The 18,741-nt window shown below is 66.2% G+C and carries 17 protein-coding genes; 7 read left to right on the top strand and 10 right to left on the bottom strand.

The features are described 5' to 3' along the window. Window positions 1-17: 17 nt before the first annotated feature. The 6 genes from qcrC to FB560_RS06795 all read left to right on the top strand — a co-directional run bounded on the left by qcrC (window position 18) and on the right by FB560_RS06795 (window position 5,244). Window positions 18-821 carry a cytochrome bc1 complex diheme cytochrome c subunit gene (gene qcrC / locus FB560_RS06820; RefSeq protein WP_141871667.1) on the top strand — a complete coding sequence of 268 codons (804 nt, stop codon included), beginning with the start codon at window positions 18-20 and terminating at the stop codon, window positions 819-821. 36 nt (window positions 822-857) lie between these two features. Beyond that, window positions 858-1,934: a cytochrome bc1 complex Rieske iron-sulfur subunit gene (gene qcrA / locus FB560_RS06815; RefSeq protein WP_141871666.1), complete on the top strand. Its 1,077-nt coding sequence runs from the start codon at window positions 858-860 to the stop codon at window positions 1,932-1,934. Next, the gene (qcrB, locus tag FB560_RS06810; protein WP_141871665.1) at window positions 1,931-3,745 is read left to right on the top strand and encodes a cytochrome bc1 complex cytochrome b subunit; all 1,815 of its coding nucleotides are present in this window, start codon (window positions 1,931-1,933) and stop codon (window positions 3,743-3,745) included. The genes qcrA and qcrB overlap by 4 nt, the downstream gene beginning before the upstream one ends. 79 nt (window positions 3,746-3,824) lie before the next feature. After that, window positions 3,825-4,238, top strand: coding sequence for a RidA family protein (locus FB560_RS06805; protein WP_141871664.1), 414 nt, complete (start codon window positions 3,825-3,827; stop codon window positions 4,236-4,238). After that, complete coding sequence (locus tag FB560_RS06800) at window positions 4,235-4,738, top strand: GNAT family N-acetyltransferase (protein WP_229673198.1); 504 nt, start codon at window positions 4,235-4,237, stop codon at window positions 4,736-4,738. Before FB560_RS06805 ends, FB560_RS06800 begins: the two co-directional genes overlap by 4 nt. Before the next feature lie 86 nt (window positions 4,739-4,824). Then, entirely contained in the window at window positions 4,825-5,244 is a 420-nt protein-coding gene (locus FB560_RS06795) for a rhodanese-like domain-containing protein (RefSeq protein ID WP_141871663.1), read from the top strand. A 63-nt stretch (window positions 5,245-5,307) separates the two neighbouring features. Here FB560_RS06795 and FB560_RS06790 read toward each other — a convergent pair whose 3' ends face one another. The 5 genes from FB560_RS06790 to FB560_RS06770 form a co-directional block, all read right to left on the bottom strand. Further along, window positions 5,308-5,742 carry a cytochrome c oxidase subunit 4 gene (locus FB560_RS06790; RefSeq protein WP_141871662.1) on the bottom strand — a complete coding sequence of 145 codons (435 nt, stop codon included), beginning with the start codon at window positions 5,740-5,742 and terminating at the stop codon, window positions 5,308-5,310. 3 nt (window positions 5,743-5,745) lie between these two features. Then, complete coding sequence (gene ctaD, locus FB560_RS06785; protein ID WP_188895205.1) at window positions 5,746-7,479, bottom strand: aa3-type cytochrome oxidase subunit I; 1,734 nt, start codon at window positions 7,477-7,479, stop codon at window positions 5,746-5,748. A gap of 3 nt (window positions 7,480-7,482) precedes the next feature. Then, the gene (ctaC, locus tag FB560_RS06780; protein ID WP_141871661.1) at window positions 7,483-8,379 is read right to left on the bottom strand and encodes an aa3-type cytochrome oxidase subunit II; all 897 of its coding nucleotides are present in this window, start codon (window positions 8,377-8,379) and stop codon (window positions 7,483-7,485) included. Between the two features lie 142 nt (window positions 8,380-8,521). Continuing rightward, window positions 8,522-8,890 carry an iron-sulfur cluster insertion protein ErpA gene (gene erpA / locus FB560_RS06775; protein WP_141871660.1) on the bottom strand — a complete coding sequence of 123 codons (369 nt, stop codon included), beginning with the start codon at window positions 8,888-8,890 and terminating at the stop codon, window positions 8,522-8,524. 102 nt (window positions 8,891-8,992) lie between these two features. Beyond that, window positions 8,993-10,402 (bottom strand): dipeptidase, encoded by a 1,410-nt coding sequence (locus FB560_RS06770; RefSeq protein WP_141871659.1) that lies wholly within the window; start codon window positions 10,400-10,402, stop codon window positions 8,993-8,995. A gap of 46 nt (window positions 10,403-10,448) precedes the next feature. Between FB560_RS06770 and FB560_RS06765 the strand changes: the two genes are divergently transcribed. Next, on the top strand, window positions 10,449-11,021 hold the full coding sequence (locus FB560_RS06765) for a DUF3043 domain-containing protein (protein WP_141871658.1): 573 nt from the start codon (window positions 10,449-10,451) through the stop codon (window positions 11,019-11,021). Between the two features lie 68 nt (window positions 11,022-11,089). Here FB560_RS06765 and FB560_RS06760 read toward each other — a convergent pair whose 3' ends face one another. From FB560_RS06760 to dnaE, 5 genes are all read right to left on the bottom strand, one after another. After that, window positions 11,090-12,112 carry a quinone-dependent dihydroorotate dehydrogenase gene (locus tag FB560_RS06760; protein ID WP_141871657.1) on the bottom strand — a complete coding sequence of 341 codons (1,023 nt, stop codon included), beginning with the start codon at window positions 12,110-12,112 and terminating at the stop codon, window positions 11,090-11,092. A 10-nt stretch (window positions 12,113-12,122) separates the two neighbouring features. Further along, complete coding sequence (gene nrdR / locus FB560_RS06755; protein WP_141871656.1) at window positions 12,123-12,593, bottom strand: transcriptional regulator NrdR; 471 nt, start codon at window positions 12,591-12,593, stop codon at window positions 12,123-12,125. Window positions 12,594-12,602: 9 nt separating this feature from the next. Next, window positions 12,603-13,907, bottom strand: a complete 1,305-nt coding sequence (gene hisD / locus FB560_RS06750) for a histidinol dehydrogenase (RefSeq protein WP_141871655.1) — start codon at window positions 13,905-13,907, stop codon at window positions 12,603-12,605. A gap of 2 nt (window positions 13,908-13,909) precedes the next feature. Further along, window positions 13,910-15,112, bottom strand: a complete 1,203-nt coding sequence (locus FB560_RS06745) for a hypothetical protein (protein WP_141871654.1) — start codon at window positions 15,110-15,112, stop codon at window positions 13,910-13,912. A 72-nt stretch (window positions 15,113-15,184) separates the two neighbouring features. Beyond that, window positions 15,185-18,703 (bottom strand): DNA polymerase III subunit alpha, encoded by a 3,519-nt coding sequence (gene dnaE / locus FB560_RS06740; protein ID WP_141871653.1) that lies wholly within the window; start codon window positions 18,701-18,703, stop codon window positions 15,185-15,187. Window positions 18,704-18,741: the final 38 nt, after the last annotated feature.

The following is an 18,741-nucleotide window of genomic DNA, read 5'->3' as shown; positions in this document are numbered from 1 at the left end:
CGGAGCTGATCCCCGAGATGGCACGAGAGAAGAAGCGCCGTTCGAATGGCCGTCGCAGCCCCCTGGCTGCGGCAGCGCTCATCGGAGCAGGCCTCATGATCACCGGCGCGGTATACGTCGGCGCGTCCGCTGCATTCGCTGCGACGGACACCCAGACCGCTGCGACCTCGCAGCTGACCGTCGAAGACGGCGAGAAGCTGTTCCAGGCGAACTGCGCGACCTGTCACGGACTCGACCTGCAGGGCACGGCCAACGGCCCCAGCCTGTACGGTGTGGGCGAGCTCGCGACCGAGTTCCAGCTCTCGACCGGTCGCATGCCGCTCCAGATGCAGGGACCGCAGGCTCCTCAGAAGGCGCCGCAGTTCACCGAGGACCAGATCCTCGCGATCTCGTCCTTCGTTCAGGAGTCCGCTCCCGGCCCGACCTTCCCCGCTGACCACATCCTCGATGGTGGCGGCGATGTGGCGAACGGTGCTGAGCTTTTCCGCGTCAACTGCGCGATGTGCCACAACGTGGCCGCCGCAGGTGGTGCACTCACCGAGGGCAAGTACGCCCCGGCTCTGACCGAGACCAGCGCGCTGCACATGTACGCCGCCATGGTCACCGGCCCCCAGAACATGCCGGTCTTCGGAGACATGAACCTGTCGGACGAGGACAAGCGCGACATCATCTCCGCGCTCCTCTTCCAGCAGCAGTCCGTGCAGATCGGCGGATTCTCGCTCGGTTCGCTGGGCCCCGTCTCTGAGGGCCTGTTCGTGTGGATCTTCGGCATCGGCGCGCTCGTCGCCATCACCGTGTGGATCACGGCGAAGTCCAACTGACGCTTATTCATCGAAGAGGAACGTACGAGGAGCACCATGGCACACGACGACGACTCGCAGGCTCTTGACAGGGCCTACCAGCCCTCTCCAGGGCTGGGTGTCGCAGTCAGCGATCCCGTGCAGAACCCGGGGCTTCCGCCGCACCGCGAGCGGATGACCGACAAGGACCCGCGCGCTGAGAAGACCGCGGACCGCACTGTCTACACCCTGTTCTACCTCTCGCTCGCGGGCAGCATCTGGGCGGTCGCCGCCTACATGCTGTTCCCGATCGAGAGCGGCGCGCTCATCGACATCCGTCAGAACAACCTCTTCATCGGTCTGGGCATCGCCCTGGCCCTGCTGAGCATCGGCATCGGCGCGATCCACTGGTCGAAGGCTCTGATGTCCGACAAGGAGCACATCGAGTACCGCCACCCCACCCGGGGCAAGGACTCGACGCGCGAAGCGGCCATCCAGGCGTTCTCCGACGCGAACGAGGAGTCCGGCTTCGGACGCCGCACGATGATCCGCAACTCGCTGTTCGCAGCGGTCGTGGCGTCGATCATCCCCGGCGTCACGCTGTTCCGTGGCCTCGCGCCGCACTCGACGCCGGAAGATCCCACTGCCGGTGACCCGGTCACGCTGCTCAAGCACACGATGTGGGACGAAGGCATGCGCCTGGTCCGCGACCCGGACGGCACGCCCATCCGCGCCTCGGACGTCACGCTCGGATCCGCATTCCACGTGATCCCCGCCGACCTCGCCGAGCTCAGCCACCACGACGGCTACCTCGAGGAGAAGGCGAAGGCGATCGTGCTGATGATGCGCCTGCGTCCCGAGCAGCTCATCGAGGCCGAGGACCGCAAGGACTGGTCGTACGACGGCATCGTCGCGTACTCCAAGGTCTGCACGCACGTCGGCTGCCCTGTCGCCCTGTACGAACAGCAGACCCACCACCTGCTGTGCCCGTGCCACCAGTCGCAGTTCGATGTCACCGATCACGCCAAGGTGATCTTCGGACCGGCTGCACGTCCGCTGCCGCAGCTGCCCATCACGGTCGACGACGAGGGCTACCTCGTCGCACGCAGCGACTTCAAGGAACCCGTCGGCCCGAGCTTCTGGGAGCGCCATTGAGCACCGCAACGCTGTCCAAAGACGACAAGGAAACCAAGGCACCGCTCGGCGGTCGCTTCGTCGGTGCCGCGTCGAACTACATCGATGAGCGCACCAGCCTGTCTGGCTTCGTCAAGGAGCTCGGTCGCAAGATCTTCCCTGACCACTGGTCGTTCATGCTCGGCGAGATCGCCCTGTGGAGCTTCGTGGTCGTGTTCCTCTCCGGAACCTTCCTGACGTTCTTCTTCCAGGCCTCGATGGTCGAGACCCACTACACCGGCGCCTACGCTCCGATGCGTGGCATCGAGATGTCGGCGGCTCTCGAGTCGTCGCTCCACATCTCCTTCGACCTGCGCGGTGGACTCCTGGTCCGCCAGATCCACCACTGGGCCGCTCTGGTCTTCGTGGCCGGTATCGGCGTGCACATGCTCCGCGTGTTCTTCACCGGTGCGTTCCGCAAGCCGCGCGAGCTCAACTGGGTGATCGGCTTCGTGCTGTTCGTCCTGGCGATGGCAGAGGGCTTCACCGGCTACTCGCTCCCCGACGACCTGCTCTCGGGTAACGGTCTGCGCATCATCGACGGCATGATCAAGGGCATCCCGCTCATCGGTACGTGGACGTCGTTCCTGCTGTTCGGTGGCGAGTTCCCCGGAACCGACATCGTCGGACGCCTGTACACGCTCCACATCCTGCTGCTGCCGATGCTCGTCATCGCGCTCATCGTGGTGCACCTCATGCTGATGATCATCAACAAGCACACGCAGTTCGCCGGCCCCGGCCGCACGAACGACAACGTCGTGGGCTACCCGATGATGCCGGTGTACATGTCGAAGATGGGCGGCTACCTGTTCATCGTCTTCGGCACGATCGTGCTCATGGCGACGTTCTTCCAGATCAACCCGATCTGGAACTACGGACCGTACGACCCCTCCCCCGTCTCCGCCGGAACCCAGCCCGACTGGTACATCGGATTCGCGGACGGCGCGCTGCGTCTCGCACCGTCGAACCTCGACATCGTGTTCCTCGACCGCACCTGGTCGTTCGGAATCCTGCTGCCGCTGGTCGTGCTCGGTCTGTTCATCGTGCTCGTCGCGATCTACCCCTTCATCGAGGCGTGGGTCACGGGCGACAAGCGCGAGCACCACATCGCTCAGCGTCCGCGCAACGCGGCGACCCGCACCGCCATCGGCGTCGCCGGCGTCGTCTTCTACGCGGTGCTGTGGGCTGCGGCATCCTCCGACCTCATCGCGACGCACTTCATGCTCACGATGGAAGGTGTCATCCACACGCTGCAGGCGCTCCTGTTCATCGGACCGATCCTCGGTTACTTCGTCACGAAGCGCATCTGCATCGCGCTCCAGAAGAAGGACCGCGAGATCGTGCTGCACGGCTTCGAGTCGGGCCGCATCGTCCGCCTCCCCGGTGGCGAGTTCATCGAGGTGCACCAGCCGGTCGACCAGTACGACCGCTGGAAGCTCATCGATGTCGACGGCTACGAGCCCCTCGTCGTCCGTCCGAACGCCAAGGGCCGCATCCCGTGGACCGAGAACCTCCGTTCTTCGCTCTCGCGCTGGTTCTTCGAAGACCGTCTGGCTCCGCTGACGCAGTCGCAGATCGAAGAGGCCGACGCGCACCAGCACCACGTCACGGCGCACAACGACGAGACCGAGGTCGCCGAGATCCAGGGCGCTCACGAGCGCGCCGGCTTCCCGGATGCCCCGCTCACGGTGGATGAGACGCACGTCGACGAGACGCCGAACACCCCGAGCACGGTCATCGCGACCGAGCCGGTGAAGAAGCCTCGCAAGAAGAAGTCGGAGGACGGCGAGTAACCTCGTCCGCTCCCCCCCTTGAAAGGGCCCTGTCCACCCGGACAGGGCCCTTTCATGTACCCATGGAAGGATCGAAGGTATGACATCCGCAGTCAGACTCATCCGATCCGATGCCCTCGCCGATGCCCCCTACGCGTACGCCGCAACTGCTCCGGCCGGTTCACGCCTCATCTTCCTCGCCGGTGCCTGTCCTCTCGAAGACGACGGGACGACGACCGCACCTGGTGACTACGCCGCCCAGGCCGAGCGATGCGTCGAGACGCTGAAGGACGCGCTGGCGGCTGCCGGGGCTTCCCTCACGGACATCATCAGCACGCGCGTCCTCGTGGCCTCCACACGACAGCAGGACCTCGTGACAGCCTGGGACGTCATCCACGCTGCGTTCGGCACACACGACGTCCCCAGCACTCTCCTGGGCGTGACTGTACTCGGGTACGACCACCAGCTCGTCGAGATCGAGGCGATCGCTGCGGTGGCAGGAGAAGAGTCGTGAACGGCTCCATCCGCACGGCAGAGGCCTCCGATGCCGAGATGATCCACGTGATCGAGACAGCGGCCGACGCGCTGCTGATCGACGCGCTAGGTGCCTGGCAGTGGCCTCCATCCGGCGACGGGGCAGAGCGTCTCTCCGCACCGGGATTCGTCCTCATCGGCGAAGACCGGCCCGCGCACTCCCCCGTGGGCTTCGTCCACGTCCTCGACGTCGACGGCCACGCCCACCTCGAGCAGCTCTCTGTGCTGCCCTCTGCGGCCCGACAGGGACACGGGCGGCAACTCGTCACCGCGGCACTCGACGAGGCCCGTGCACGGGGCTATTCGCGCGTCACCTTGCGCACCTACGCGGAGGTTCCGTGGAACGCGCCGTTCTACGCCTCGTGCGGCTTTCTCGAGAGCATCCCCGAGACGCCGTTCCTGCGCGAACTGGTCGACGTCGAGGCCTCTCTCGGTCTGGACCGCTACGGCCGCCGTGTGCAGATGACCGTCGAGCTCTGACGACGACCGGGCGCTGACCGAATTGCGCTCATCAGCGTCCGGAACACGACGGCGCATCGTCGGCGCGCACTCCTAGGCTGGGAGGCATGATCGATCGCGCCGACTACTACGCCGCCAAGCTCGCCTACGAAACCGACCCCAGCGACGTGCATGCCGCGCTGAAAGCCGGGGAGAGCATCGTCGTGATCGATGTGCGCTCGGACGAGGCGTGGGCCCAGGGCCGCGTCGCCGGCGCCACGCACATGCACTACAGCGAGATCGCCACACGAGCTCCCCTCGAGATCAGCGCCGACGCTGAGGTCGTGGTGTACTGCTGGAGCCCCGGTTGCAACGCCGGCGCGAAGGGCGCCCAGGAGTTCGCGAAGCTCGGCTACCGGGTGCGCGAGATGATCGGTGGCTTCGAGTACTGGGTGCGCGAGGGGTACGCGATCGAGGACGCGGATGGCGTGCACCACCGCCCCGTCGACCCGCTGACCGGGATCGCCCGTATCCGTTCGCACGCCTGACCCTCCCGCCACGACGAAGAAGGCCCCCGGACGAATCCGAGGGCCTTCTTCATATGGTGGTGCTCAGCGGGCGAAGTTGCCGCGGTAGTACTCGTACACCCAGCCGACGATCGCGACGACGAAGATCGCGAGACCGATCGGCAGCAGGAAGTGTCCGACGGCCAGACCCACGACGAAGACCGCGGCGGATCCGGCGAGGACGATCGGCCACCAGGACCACGGGCTGAACTCGCCGAGCTCGGGGTCTCCGTCGTCGATGTCCGCAGTCAGGATGTCTTCCGGCAGCTCGCCCTTCTGAGCGGCGTGCGTGCGGTCGAGGTAGAACGCGATCATCGCGCCCATGAAGGCGGCGAAGAACAGGGCGACCGTGCCGACCCACTCGATCCGCTCCGCGAAGTTCTCGGACGGTGTCGCCAGGATGTGCCAGCCGGTGTAGACGACGCCGATGAGGGCGAAGAAGGCTGTCAGCACCCACCAGAGGATGACGTTATCGCGCATGACTCAGTGGACCTCTCGCTCGCCCGGAGCCGTCGTGGCGAACTCCGCAGCTTCCGGGTGATTCAGGTCGAACGCGGGCCGCTCGCTGCGGATGCGCGGGATCGACGTGAAGTTGTGACGCGGCGGCGGGCAGGACGTCGCCCACTCGAGCGATGCGCCGTAGCCCCACGGGTCGTTGACGGTGACCTTGGGTGCCTTGCGCGCCGTGATCCACACGTTCAGGAAGAACGGCAGCATCGAAGCACCGAGGATCATCGCACCGATGGTCGACACCTGGTTCTGCCAGGTCCAGCCGTCGGCCGCCGAGTAGTCCGCGTAGCGGCGCACCATGCCGTCGACGCCCAGCCAGTGCTGGATGAGGAAGGTCATGTGGAAGCCGATGAACAGCATCCAGAAGTGCACGTAGCCGAGACGCTCGTTGAGCATCCGTCCCGTCCACTTCGGCCACCAGAAGTAGAAGCCGGCGAACATCGCGAACACGACGGTACCGAACACGACGTAGTGGAAGTGCGCGACCACGAAGTAGGAGTCGGAGAGTGCGAAGTCGAGCGGCGGAGCCGCGAGGATCACACCGGTCAGACCGCCGAAGACGAAGGAGACCAGGAACCCGAGCGCGAACACCATCGGCGTCTCGAAGGTCACGGACCCTCGCCAGAGCGTGCCGATCCAGTTGAAGATCTTCACACCCGTCGGCACCGCGATCAGCATGGTCATGAGGGCGAAGAACGGCAGCAGCACCGATCCGGTCACGTACATGTGGTGAGCCCACACGGCGACGGACAGGGCGGCGATCGCGATCGTCGCGTAGACGAGCGTCTTGTATCCGAAGATCGGCTTGCGGCTGAACACCGGGAAGATCTCGGAGACGATGCCGAAGAACGGCAGCGCGATGATGTACACCTCAGGGTGACCGAAGAACCAGAACAGGTGCTGCCAGAGGAGCACTCCGCCATTGGCCGGGTCGTAGACGTGTGCACCGAGGATGCGGTCGGCGGCAGCGGCGAAGATCGCGGCGGCGAGCACAGGGAACGCCATCAGGATCAGGAGGCTCGTGATGAGCGTGTTCCAGGAGAAGATCGGCATGCGCCACATCGTCATTCCGGGGGCACGCATCGTGATCACGGTCGTGATGAAGTTGACGGCTCCGAGGATCGTGCCGAAGCCCGAGATTCCGAGGCCGACCATCCAGAGGTTTCCGCCGACACCCGGGGAGAACGATGCACTCGCCAACGGCTGGTAGGCGAACCATCCGAACGACGCCGCACCCTGCGGGGTGAGGAAGCCGGCGACGGCGATCGTGGAGCCGAAGAGGAAGAGCCAGAACGCGAAGGCGTTCAGACGCGGGAACGCGACATCCGGCGCACCGAGCTGCAGCGGCAGGATCGCGTTCGCGAAGCCGGCGAAGAGCGGCGTCGCGAACATCAGCAGCATGATCGTGCCGTGCATCGTGAACAGCTGGTTGTACTGCTCCTTGGTCGGGATGATCTGCATTCCCGGCGCGAACAGCTCGGCGCGGATGACGAGAGCCATCACACCGCCGAGGAGGAAGAACAGCACAGAGGCGATCAGGTACATGTACCCGATGGTCTTGTGGTCAGTGGACGTGATCCACTTGACGACGATGTTGCCCTTCTGCTCGACACGCGAGGAGCTCATCAGAGCGGCCTGACGGGCAGGGAGAGCAGTGGGTCGGGAGCGAGGGGCCTCGTCGGTGCGGGGGGCTTCAGTTGTCGACATGGCTTACTCCTCTCCTTCCTCGGAGTCGGTCTTGGGCGTGGTTCCGGGGAGGTTAGTCAGACGGTCGTACTCGTCCGTGATGTCACCGGTGTTGCCCTTCTCCTTGAGCTGCTGGAGATAGGCGTCGTACTCGTCCTGTTCGACGACCTTGACGTTGAAGAGCATCATCGAGTGGTACTCGCCGCAGAGTTCGGCGCACTTGCCGGCATACTCGCCTACACGCGTCGGGATGAAGGACCAGGAATTGTCCTTCCCGATGTACATGTCCTTCTTGTAGAGGAAGTCGATGATCCAGAAGGAGTGGATGACATCGCGCGACTGCAGGTTGATCGTGACCTTCTCATCGACCGGAAGCACGAGCGTCGGCAGCTGAGCCTGGTCGATGTTGCCGTCCTTGTCCGGCTGGGCCTGGATGCCCATCGTCCACACGGTGTCTTCGTCCGAGTCGGCGTCGTACTGGAAGTCCCACGCCCACTGTTTGGCGATCGCGGTGATCTCGACGTCGGGGTCGTCCCACTTGGCTTCGATCTCGGACTGATCGCGCGCGGTGAAGAAGAACATTCCCAGCACGAGGATCAGGGGCACGATCGTGTAGAAGATCTCGATCGGCATGTTGTACCGCATCTGCACGGGCAGACCGGTCTGGCCCTTGCGACGGCGGTAGGCGATCGCGGCCCAGGCCATCAGGCCCCAGGTGATGACGCCGACGGCGAGAAGGACGATCCAGGAGTTGACCCAGAGAGACGACACGCGCTCGGTCTGGTTGGTGGCCGCAGGCTCACCCTCCACGAAGCCCGGCAGATAGCCGTTCAACTCGGTGGTGGTACATCCCGCCAGGACCACGGCTGCCACGACTCCCACAGGGAGTGCGGCCCAACGAAGGCGGTGTTTCGAGGGCACGATGCACCTTTCAGATTGCGGACAGGGCACATCCAAGTCTAGGGCAACCTCACACCTGATTCATGCCAACCACGCAGGTTGCGGAGGGTTCCGGGCGCCGTCGCGAACCATGCGGCCGCGCACGGCACCCGAACACCGCGGATCAGTGGAAGCTGTCTCCGCAGGCGCAGCTGCCCGCAGCATTCGGGTTGTCGATCGTGAAGCCCTGCTCCGAGATCGTGTCCTTGAAATCGATGGATGCACCATCGAGGTACGGCACGCTCATGTTGTCGACGATGACCTCGACGCCGTCGAAGTCGACGGTCTCGTCGCCCTCGAGGTAGCGCTCGTCGAAGTAGAGCTGGTAGATCAGGCCGGAGCATCCGCCGGGCTGCACGGCGACGCGCAGACGCAGGTCGTCGCGTCCCTCCTGCTCGAGGAGGTTCTTGACCTTCACCGCGGCAGCGTCAGTCAGGCTGATGCCGTGGGGCTTGGTACCGGTGGTGTCCGAAGTCAGTGTGGTGTCGCTCATGTCGCTCCTTGTGACGGGCCGCGGTGGCACGGCTTTCCCGCAATTCTACCGTCGCATGCGGTGAAGGCGGCGAGATCGCGGGAGAGCCGTGCACGAGGACGTTCAGAGCGGACGCTCGAGCCCGTTCATCCGCGCGAGCAGCAGCGCCTCCGTGGCGACGGCATGACGGAACGTGTCCAGGTGCAGGGACTCGTTCGGGCTGTGCGCCCTCGAATGCGGATCCTCGACGCCGGTGACCAGGATCTGCGCCTGCGGGAACTCCCGCACGAGGTCGGCGATGAACGGGATGGAGCCACCCACGCCGAGATCGACCGGTGCGACGCCGTACCCGTCGTGCATCGCATCGCGAGTGAGACCGACCGCCCAACCGCTGGTGTCGACGAGGAAGCCATCGCCGAGATCCACATCCGAGAACGTCAGCTCCGCCCCGAACGGAGCATGCGCGCGGAGATGCCGCTCGAGAGCGGCGTACGCGTCCGCCCCGCTCTGTCCGGGGGCGACACGAGCACTGAGGACCACCGTCGTCTCCGGCAGCAGCGTGTTGGACGCGGATGCCACGCTCGTCGTGTCGATGCCGATGATCGTGACGGCCGGCTTGTTCCAGATGCGGCTCAGGATCGTCCCGTTTCCGATCGGCTGCGTCGTCGGCAACAGCCCGGCCTCATCGCGGAGAGTCTCCTCCGAGTAGTCGGGTGTCGGCGAGTCCCGTTCGGTGAGCCCTTCGACGGCGACGGATCCATCGTCGTTCCACAGCGTCGAGAGCAGCTTCACGGTCGCCATCATCGCGTCGGGCACCGCTCCCCCGAACATCCCGGAGTGCGAGGCGTGATCCAGCGTGCGGACGCGGAGGACGAAACGTGCGTTCCCACGGAGCGACACGGTCAGTCCGGGCGTGACCGAATCCCAGTTGCCCGAGTCCGCGACCACGATGGCGTCGGCGCGCAGCGCCTCCTTGTTGTCGGAGAGGAACTGCGCGAACGAGGCGGAGCCGTACTCCTCCTCGCCTTCGATGAACAGCGCGATGCCCAGATCGAGGTCATCGCCCAGCACCTCGGAAACGGCGCGGATCGATGCGATGTGCGCCATGACGCCGGCCTTGTCGTCGGCGGCGCCACGGCCGTAGAGACGACCGTCACGGACGGTGGGCTCGAACGGCGGCGTCTCCCACAGCGAGTCGTCTCCGGGAGGCTGCACGTCGTGGTGCGCGTACAGGAGGATCGTGGGTCTGCCATTGCGGGCCGCCCGGCTCGCGAGCACGGCCGGCTGACCCAGCTCGCCGGATCCGGGGATCGCGGCGCGCAGCACCCGCACCTCGTCGAAGACACCGGTGTCCTGCGCGAGCGCAGCGACGGCATCCGCGCTGCGCTGCAACTGGGTCTGATCGAACGCGGGCCAGGCCATGCCGGGGATGCGCACGAGGTGCCCGAGGTCGGAGAGCGCGGCAGGGATTCCCGTCGCCACCGCCTCGAGGACAGCCGAGTCGGACGCACTGGGGAGAGCAGGAGAGGTCATGCGAGTAATCTTAAGGTGATCCACCATCAGCGAACCGAGGAATCTCGTGGCCACTACCCCTGTCCCCCCATCGACGAACGACGACGCCCCTGAGACGACCGCCGTCGGCAAGGGCCGTGCGACGCCGACCCGCGCGGAGCAGGAAGCGGCGCGCCGCCGCCCCCTGGTCGCGAACACCAAGGAAGCGAAGGCCGCAGCGCGTGCCGAGCTGAACGAGCGACGCAACCGCGCGCAGGCCGGTATGGCAGCCGGCGAGGAGAAGTATCTCCCCGCCCGCGACAAGGGCCCCCAGCGCCGATGGGTCCGTGACTACGTGGATGCCGGCTGGCACCCCGCAGAGTTCGTGATGGCCGTGATGGTCCTCGTGATCCTCGCCTCGCTCGTGCCGGCGCAGCTCGCGATCGCCTACTACGCGTACATCGCGATGATGGCGTACCTGCTCATCGCGGTCGGCGGCATGATCCTGCTCGGCCTGCGCGTCAAGCGCAAGGTCGCAGAGAAGTTCGGCAAGGAGCGCATGGAGCGCGGTCTTGGCTGGTATGCCGCGATGCGCGCGCTGCAGATGCGCTTCATGCGTCTGCCGAAGCCTCAGGTCAAGCGAGGCCAGTACCCCGCCTGACGCTGCATATTCAACAAGAAGGCCTCCTCGCTCGACAGAGCAGGAGGCCTTCTTCGTGTGCGGCGATCTCAGCGGGCGATGAGCCCGCGGTTGATCTCTCGTCCCCAGAACGGACCGCGGTAGAGAAAGGCGGTATAGCCCTGAACCAGGTTCGCGCCGGCATCCAGACGTTCCTGCACATCGGCGGGCGTCTCGACTCCCCCGACCGCGATCACGCAGAACTCCGCCGGAACGGCCGCGCGCACGAGGCGCAGGACCTGCAGCGAACGCTCCTTGAGCGGCGCGCCGGACAGACCCCCGGCACCTGCTGCCTCGACCGTCGCCGAATCGGTCAACAGCCCTTCGCGACTGATGGTGGTGTTGTGCGCGATGATGCCGTCGAGGCCTTCCGCGACTGCCAGCTCGGCAATCGCCGTGATCTCCTCATCCGGGAGGTCGGGGGCGATCTTGACCAGGAGCGGGGTCGCACCGGCGGCGGCACGGACGGCGCGCAGCAGCGGCGCGAGGGTCTCCACCGCCTGCAGCCCGCGCAGTCCCGGAGTGTTCGGCGACGAGACGTTCACCGCGAGGTAGTCCGCGAGCGGTGCGAGACGCGTGGCAGAGGCCACGTAGTCCGCTGTCGCGTTCTCGACGTCGACGACTCGGCTCTTGCCGATGTTCACGCCGATGATGGTGTCGGGTGCGCCGCGCTTCAGCGACGCCAGCCGGCGAGCCGCGGCATCGGCGCCCGCATTGTTGAAACCCATGCGGTTGATCACGGCGCGGTCGGCGATCAGTCGGAACAGCCGCGGCTTCGGGTTGCCCTCCTGGGGGATCGCCGTCACCGTGCCGACCTCGACGTGGCCGAAGCCGAGCGCGGCGAGGCCGCGCACGCCGACGGCGTTCTTGTCGAAGCCGGCGGCGACGCCGAACGGCGACGGGAACGTCAACCCGAGCGCTTCGACCCGCAGGGACGGATCAGGGCGTGTCAGTGCACGGGTCGCCCAGGAGAACGGGGGCGTGCCGAGCACACGGATCACCGCCATGCCGGCGTGATGGGCGAACTCGGGGTCGAAGCGCGACAGGACAGCGCGAAAGAGCAGCGGATACATCCCTGCCAGATTACCGGTCGACGGACCCCTGCTCCGCGTGATCGGCGCGAAGGTCGGTGATCGCACTCTCGAAATCCTCGAGCGAATCGAACGCCTGGTAGACGCTCGCGAACCGCAGGAAGGCCACCTCATCGAGGTCGCGCAGCGGGCCCAGGATCGCCAGGCCGATCTCGTTCGTGTCGAGCTGAGACACCCCGGTCTGCCGCACGGCCTCCTCGACGCGCTGGGCGAGGATCGCGAGGTCCGCCTCCGTCACCGGACGCCCCTGGCACGCCTTGCGGACGCCCGAGATCACCTTCTCGCGACTGAACGGCTCCATCACGCCCGACCGCTTGATCACGTTGAGGCTCGCGGTCTCCGTCGTGGTGAAGCGTCCCCCGCATTCGGGGCACTGCCGACGTCGACGAATCGACAAGCCGTCATCGCTGGTACGCGAATCGATCACGCGAGAGTCGGAATGGCGGCAGAAAGGGCAATGCATCTGTCTAACCTACGCCGTGAAACGAGCCTCGATCGCCTCACCGTGCGCGGGGAGCACCTCGGCGTTCGCGAGCGCGACCACGCCCTCCCGCACGGCGGCGAGAGCATCGCGGTCGTAGGAGATGACCTGCTGCGGACGCAGGAACGTGTAGGCGCCGAGTCCCGGTGCGTAGCGTGCCTGTCCCCCCGTGGGCAGGACGTGGTTGCTCCCGGCCATGTAGTCACCGAGGCTGACGGGCGTCTGATCTCCGACGAAGACCGCACCGGCACTCGTGAAGCGAGACGCCACGTCGGCCGCATCTGCCACGTGCAGCTCCAGGTGCTCCGGCGCGTAGGCATTGCTGAAGTCCGTCGCCATGGCCAGGTCGTCGACGAGGACGATGGCCGACTGCGGCCCGTCCAACGCCACACCGACGCGGACACTGTGCCGCGTGGCCGCAGCCTGACGCTCCAGTTCGGCATCGACGGCGGCGGCCAGCTCGGGCGCATCGGTGACGAGCACTGCGGATGCCTGCTCGTCGTGCTCGGCCTGACTGATCAGGTCGGCGGCAACGAGACGCGCGTCGGCGCCGGCATCCGCCACGATGAGGATCTCGGTCGCTCCCGCTTCCGAGTCCGTGCCGACGACTCCGGCGACGGCACGCTTGGCGGAGGCGACGTAGTTGTTCCCCGGGCCGGAGACGACATCCACAGGATCGAGCCCGATGGCGGACACTCCCCAGGCGAGAGCCCCGATGGCGCCTGCGCCACCGATCGCATAGACCTCGGTGATTCCGAGCAGCCCGGCGGCGGCGAGGATCGTCGGGTGAATCCGTCCGTCGTGAGCCGCCTGCGGCGGGGAGGCCAGCGCGATCTGCTGCACGCCGGCAACCTGAGCGGGAACGACGTTCATGACCACGCTCGACGCGAGGGGGGCTTTTCCGCCCGGGATGTAGACGCCAGCGCGCGAGACCGGCTGCCACCGCTGCAGGATCTGCGCGCCCGGTCCGATCACGGTGGTCTGGGGGGCGGGAACCTGCGCCGCGGATCCCTGACGCACGCGGACGATCGCTTCCTCGAGTGCGGCTCTCACCGCCGGATCCACGGACGCCAGGGCCTCCTCGATGTGCTCGGCCGGCACGCGCACGTCGTGACCCGAGACGTGGTCGAACTTCTCCGCCTGCTCGCGCAGTGCGTCCTCACCGCGCTCGCGCACGTCGTCGACGATGCGGGCGGCCGTCTCGAGAGCTTCTGCTCTGGCCTGTGTGGCCCGAGGTACTGCTGCGAGCATGCCTGCGAGCGAGAGCTCGCGCCCCCGCAGATCGATGGTGCGCACTGTCAACCCTTCGTGATGTCTGAGATGTCGTGGAGATAGCCGATTCGGCCGTCATCATGGCGCACGACGAACGCCCCACCGCGGTCTTCGATCACGAGGGCCCAGGCGCCAGGACCGATGCGGAACAGGGGCTCTCCGCGCTCATCGTGCACGTCGCGCTCGGAAGGAGCGAGGATCCAGAACGGCTGTGCCGCCGCCACCGCAGCCTCGCGAGGGTTCGTGGCTTCGACGTCGGACTCCTCTGTGAACTGCTCGTCGCCGATCACATCCGTATCCGCAGAACCGGGGGTCTCGACCGTCTGCGCCGTCTCGAGGAGAGACTCGATGCTGCCCGTGTCGGAGACGATCTCCTGGTTCCGGGAGCGTCGCGAGTACGTCGGCACGTAGTCCTCGTCGGCCGTCGCCTCTTCGGTCCCGGTGTCGCCGCCCGACACGTGCGAGGCGATCGGCATCTGTGCGGCGAGGTCGAGCCGTGCCACCTCGTCGGTCGCCTGCTCTCCGGACAGCTCGACGTCCAGCTCGACCACGTCCACGGCGTGCGTCGCCGGTTCGGTGTCGATCTCGGGCGCCGTCACGTCGGAATCGGGGGCCGGCGACTCCAGATCGGCCACGATCGGAGCCGGCTCGGGTCGCGGACGCGGGATCACCGGACGTACCGGGTTGGCGTTGCGGTGTGCGAGCGTCACCAGACGCCCATGGAAGTCTTCCTTCAGTCCGGGGATGATCGGGGCGAAGACCGTGAGCACCACGAGGGCCAGCGCGGCCACCAACTGGACGACGCCGCCCCACCACAGGCTGAACACGCCCACCTCGATCACGGACGCCACCGCGCTCCACAGCAGACCGACCCAGAACACCGCGGCGACCGAGAACGCCACGGAGGCGAACTGATCGATGCCCAGCGATCCGACCCGGCGGATCCCGTCCGGCGAGAACCGGCGCAGGACCACGAGGAACACCGCGACGGTCGGTACGCCGATGGGGAGGATCCACTGGATCCCCGTCCCCCAGATCGAGACACCCTGCGCGAACGGGAAGAACGACACGACGAAGGCCACCAGCCATACGCCGACGATGAGGAGTTCGCGGAGCGTGAAGCCGAGGATGCCGAACTCGGGTGTGACGTCGTCGTCGTAGAGCACGCCGTCGTCGTCGATGAACGGCTCGCTCTCGGCGTCCGGGATCTCAGGGAGTTCCGTGCTCATCAGTGGTCCTTTCGTCACGGTGCACGACAGGGAGGGGCGTCATGCTTCCCGACGGCTCACGATCCTACCCGCTCACCCCAGGCAGGTCGGTCCGAGAAGCGACTTGAGGTCGCCGAACAGGTCGGCTGTGACCTTCACCGGCATCGGCACCTCGAAGACCTTCGCCGTGCCTCCTCGGTGCACGCGCAGCATCACCTCGGTGTCGCCGTTGTGACGCCGGAGGATCTCCGCCAACTCGCTCATGACACGTTCGGTCGCCCGCTGTTCGGCGAGCACGAGTGACAGGGGACCCGCGGCGTCGAAGGATCCGATGTCCGGCGAGAACGCCGACTGCGCGTGCAGGTTGAGCCCGTCGTCACGTCGCGAGACGCGACCGCGGACCGCGAGGATCGAGTCCTGCTGCAGGGTGTGCTGGAACTCGGTGTAGGTCTTACCCATGAACATCACGGTGACCTCGCCGTTGAAGTCCTCGACGGTGATCATGCCGTAAGGATTTCCGCTGGCCTTCGCGACGCGGTGCTGCACGCTCGTGACGAGCCCGGCGACGGTGACCTGGTCGCCGTCCTGCAGGTCTTCCGAGTTGTTGAGGTCGTGGATCGAGATCGATGCGTGCTTCGCCAGCGGAACCTCCAGCCCGGCGAGCGGGTGGTCGGACACGTACAGACCGAGCATCTCCCGCTCGAACGCGAGCTTGTCCTTCTTGATCCACTCGGGGCGCGCCGGAACCTTCGCCGGAGCCGCCTCCTCCATGCCGTCGTACAGGCTGTCGAAGTCGAAGCCGATTGCTCCCTGCGCTTCGTTGCGCTTGCGGTCGACGGCCGCTTCCACGGCATCCTCATGCACTTCCATGAGGGCACGACGGGTGTCGCCCATCGTGTCGAAGGCGCCCGCCTTGATCAGGGATTCCACCGTGCGCTTGTTCGAGACGTGCAGTGGCACCTTGTCGAGGAAGTGGTGGAACGACGTGAACCGCTCGTCCTTCCGCGCGTTCACGATGCCCTCGACCACGTTGCTGCCGACGTTCCGAACCGCGCCGAGTCCGAAACGGATGTCGTCGCCGACGGCCGCGAAGAAGTTGATCGACTCGGACACGTCGGGCGGGAGCACCTTGATACCCATGCGGCGGCACTCGTTCAAGTACAGCGCCATCTTGTCTTTGGAGTCGCCGACGCTGGTGAGAAGAGCAGCCATGTACTCGGCCGGGTAATGCGCCTTGAGGTAGGCGGTCCAGTACGAGACGACGCCGTACGCCGCGGAGTGCGCTTTGTTGAAAGCGTAGTCGGAGAACGGCAGCAGGATCTCCCAGAGCGCGTTCACCGCTCCGTCGGAGTAGCCGTTCGCGTGCATTCCCGCTTGGAAGCCTTCGAACTGCTTGTCCAGCTCCGACTTCTTCTTCTTGCCCATCGCGCGACGGAGGATGTCGGCCTGACCGAGCGAGAAGCCGGCGACGCGCTGGGCGATCGCCATGACCTGCTCCTGATAGATGATCAGACCGTAGGACTCCTCGAGGATGTCGGCGAGCGATTCCTCGAACTCGGGGTGGATCGGCGTGATCGGCTGCGCGCCGTTCTTGCGGAGCGCGTAGTTCGTGTGGGAGTTCGCGCCCATGGGGCCCGGACGGTAGAGGGCGATGAGCGCGGAGATGTCACCGAAGTTGTCGGGACGCATCAGCCGCATGAGCGAACGCATCGGCCCGCCGTCGAGCTGGAACACGCCGAGCGACTCGCCGCGACCGAGCAGGTCGTACGCACCCTGGTCATCCAGTGCGAGGTGCTCGAGATCGAGCTCCTCGCCACGGTTCGTGCGGATGTTGTCGAGCGCGTCGGAGATGATCGTCAGGTTTCGCAGCCCGAGGAAGTCCATCTTGATCAGGCCGAGGGACTCGCACGACGGATAGTCGAACTGGGTGACGATCTGGCCGTCCTGCTCGCGGCGCATGATCGGGATGATGTCGAGCAGCGGCTCGGACGACATGATGACACCGGCGGCGTGCACGCCCCACTGTCGCTTCAGCCCTTCGAGGCCGAGCGCGCGATCGAACACCGTCTTCGCTTCAGGATCGGTGTCGATGAGCGCACGGAACTCGCTCGCCTCCTTGTACCGGGGGTGCGCGGAGTCGAACATGCCGTCGAGCGGCATGTCCTTTCCCATCACGGGCGGCGGCATCGCCTTGGTGAGCCGCTCCCCCATGCTGAAGGGGAAGCCGAGCACGCGCCCGGCGTCCTTCAGCGCCTGCTTGGACTTGATGGTGCCGTAGGTGACGATCTGCGCGACGCGCTCGGAACCGTACTTCGCCGTGACGTAGTCGATGACCTCGCCACGACGACGGTCATCGAAGTCGACGTCGAAGTCAGGCATCGAGACGCGGTCGGGGTTGAGGAACCGCTCGAAGATCAGACCGTGCTCGAGCGGGTCGAGGTCGGTGATCTTCATGGCGTAGGCGACCATCGAACCGGCACCGGAACCACGGCCGGGACCGACGCGGATGCCGTTGTCCTTCGCCCAGTTGATGAAGTCGGCGACCACCAGGAAGTATCCGGGGAAACCCATCTGCAGGATGATGCCGGTCTCGTACTCGGCCTGCTTGCGCACCTTGTCGGGAATGCCCGCGGGGTAACGGTAGTGGAGGCCGTCTTCGACCTCCTTGATGAGCCAGCTGTCCTCGGTCTCGCCGTCAGGTACAGGGAACCGGGGCATGTAGTTCGCCGCCGTGTTGAACTCGACCTCGCAGCGCTCCGCGATCAGCAGCGTGTTGTCGCAGGCCTCGGGGTGGTCACGGAAGAGCTGGCGCATCTCGGCCGCGGTCTTGATGTAGTACCCGTCGCCGTCGAACTTGAAGCGGTTCGGGTCGTCCATGGTCGAACCGGACTGCACGCAGAGCAGCGCGGCGTGCGCGTCGGCCTCATGCTGGTGCGTGTAGTGCGAGTCGTTGGTACCGACCAGCGGGATGTTCAGGTCCTTCGCGAGGCGCAGCAGATCCGTCATCACGCGCCGCTCGATCGACAGACCGTGGTCCATGATCTCGGCGAAGTAGTTCTCCTTGCCGAAGAGATCCTGGAACTCGGCGGCGGCGGCACGGGCCGCGTCGTACTGGCCGAGGCGGAGACGGGTCTGGATCTCGCCCGAGGGGCATCCGGTCGTCGCGATCAGGCCCTTCGAGTAGGTCTGGAGCAACTCGCGGTCCATGCGCGGCTTGAAGTAGTAGCCCTCCATGCTCGACCGGGAGCTGAGCCGGAAGAGATTGTGCATGCCCTCGGTGCTCTGGCTCCACATCGTCATGTGGGTGTACGCACCGGAACCGGAGACGTCGTCGCCCTTCTGATCCGGCGAGCCCCACTGCACGCGGGTCTTGTCGCTGCGGTGCGTGCCCGGGGTGACGTACGCCTCCAAGCCGATGATCGGCTTCACGCCTGCGGCATTGGCCGCCTTGTAGAACTCGAAGGCGGCGAAGGTGTTGCCGTGGTCGGTCACCGCGATGGCCGGCATACCGTACTCCGCGGCCGCCTGCGTCATCGATCCGATCTTCGCCGCGCCGTCCAGCATCGAGTACTCGCTGTGGACGTGCAGGTGGACGAAGGAGTCGGATGCCATGGGTTCGATTCTACTTTCGGCATCCGACATCGGGTGCC

The sequence above is a fragment of the Microbacterium saperdae genome (genome assembly GCF_006716345.1).
GTDB lineage: Bacteria > Actinomycetota > Actinomycetes > Actinomycetales > Microbacteriaceae > Microbacterium > Microbacterium saperdae.
The sequence above is the reverse complement of the archived record's forward strand: the minus strand, read 5'-3'. Positions and strand labels throughout refer to the sequence as shown.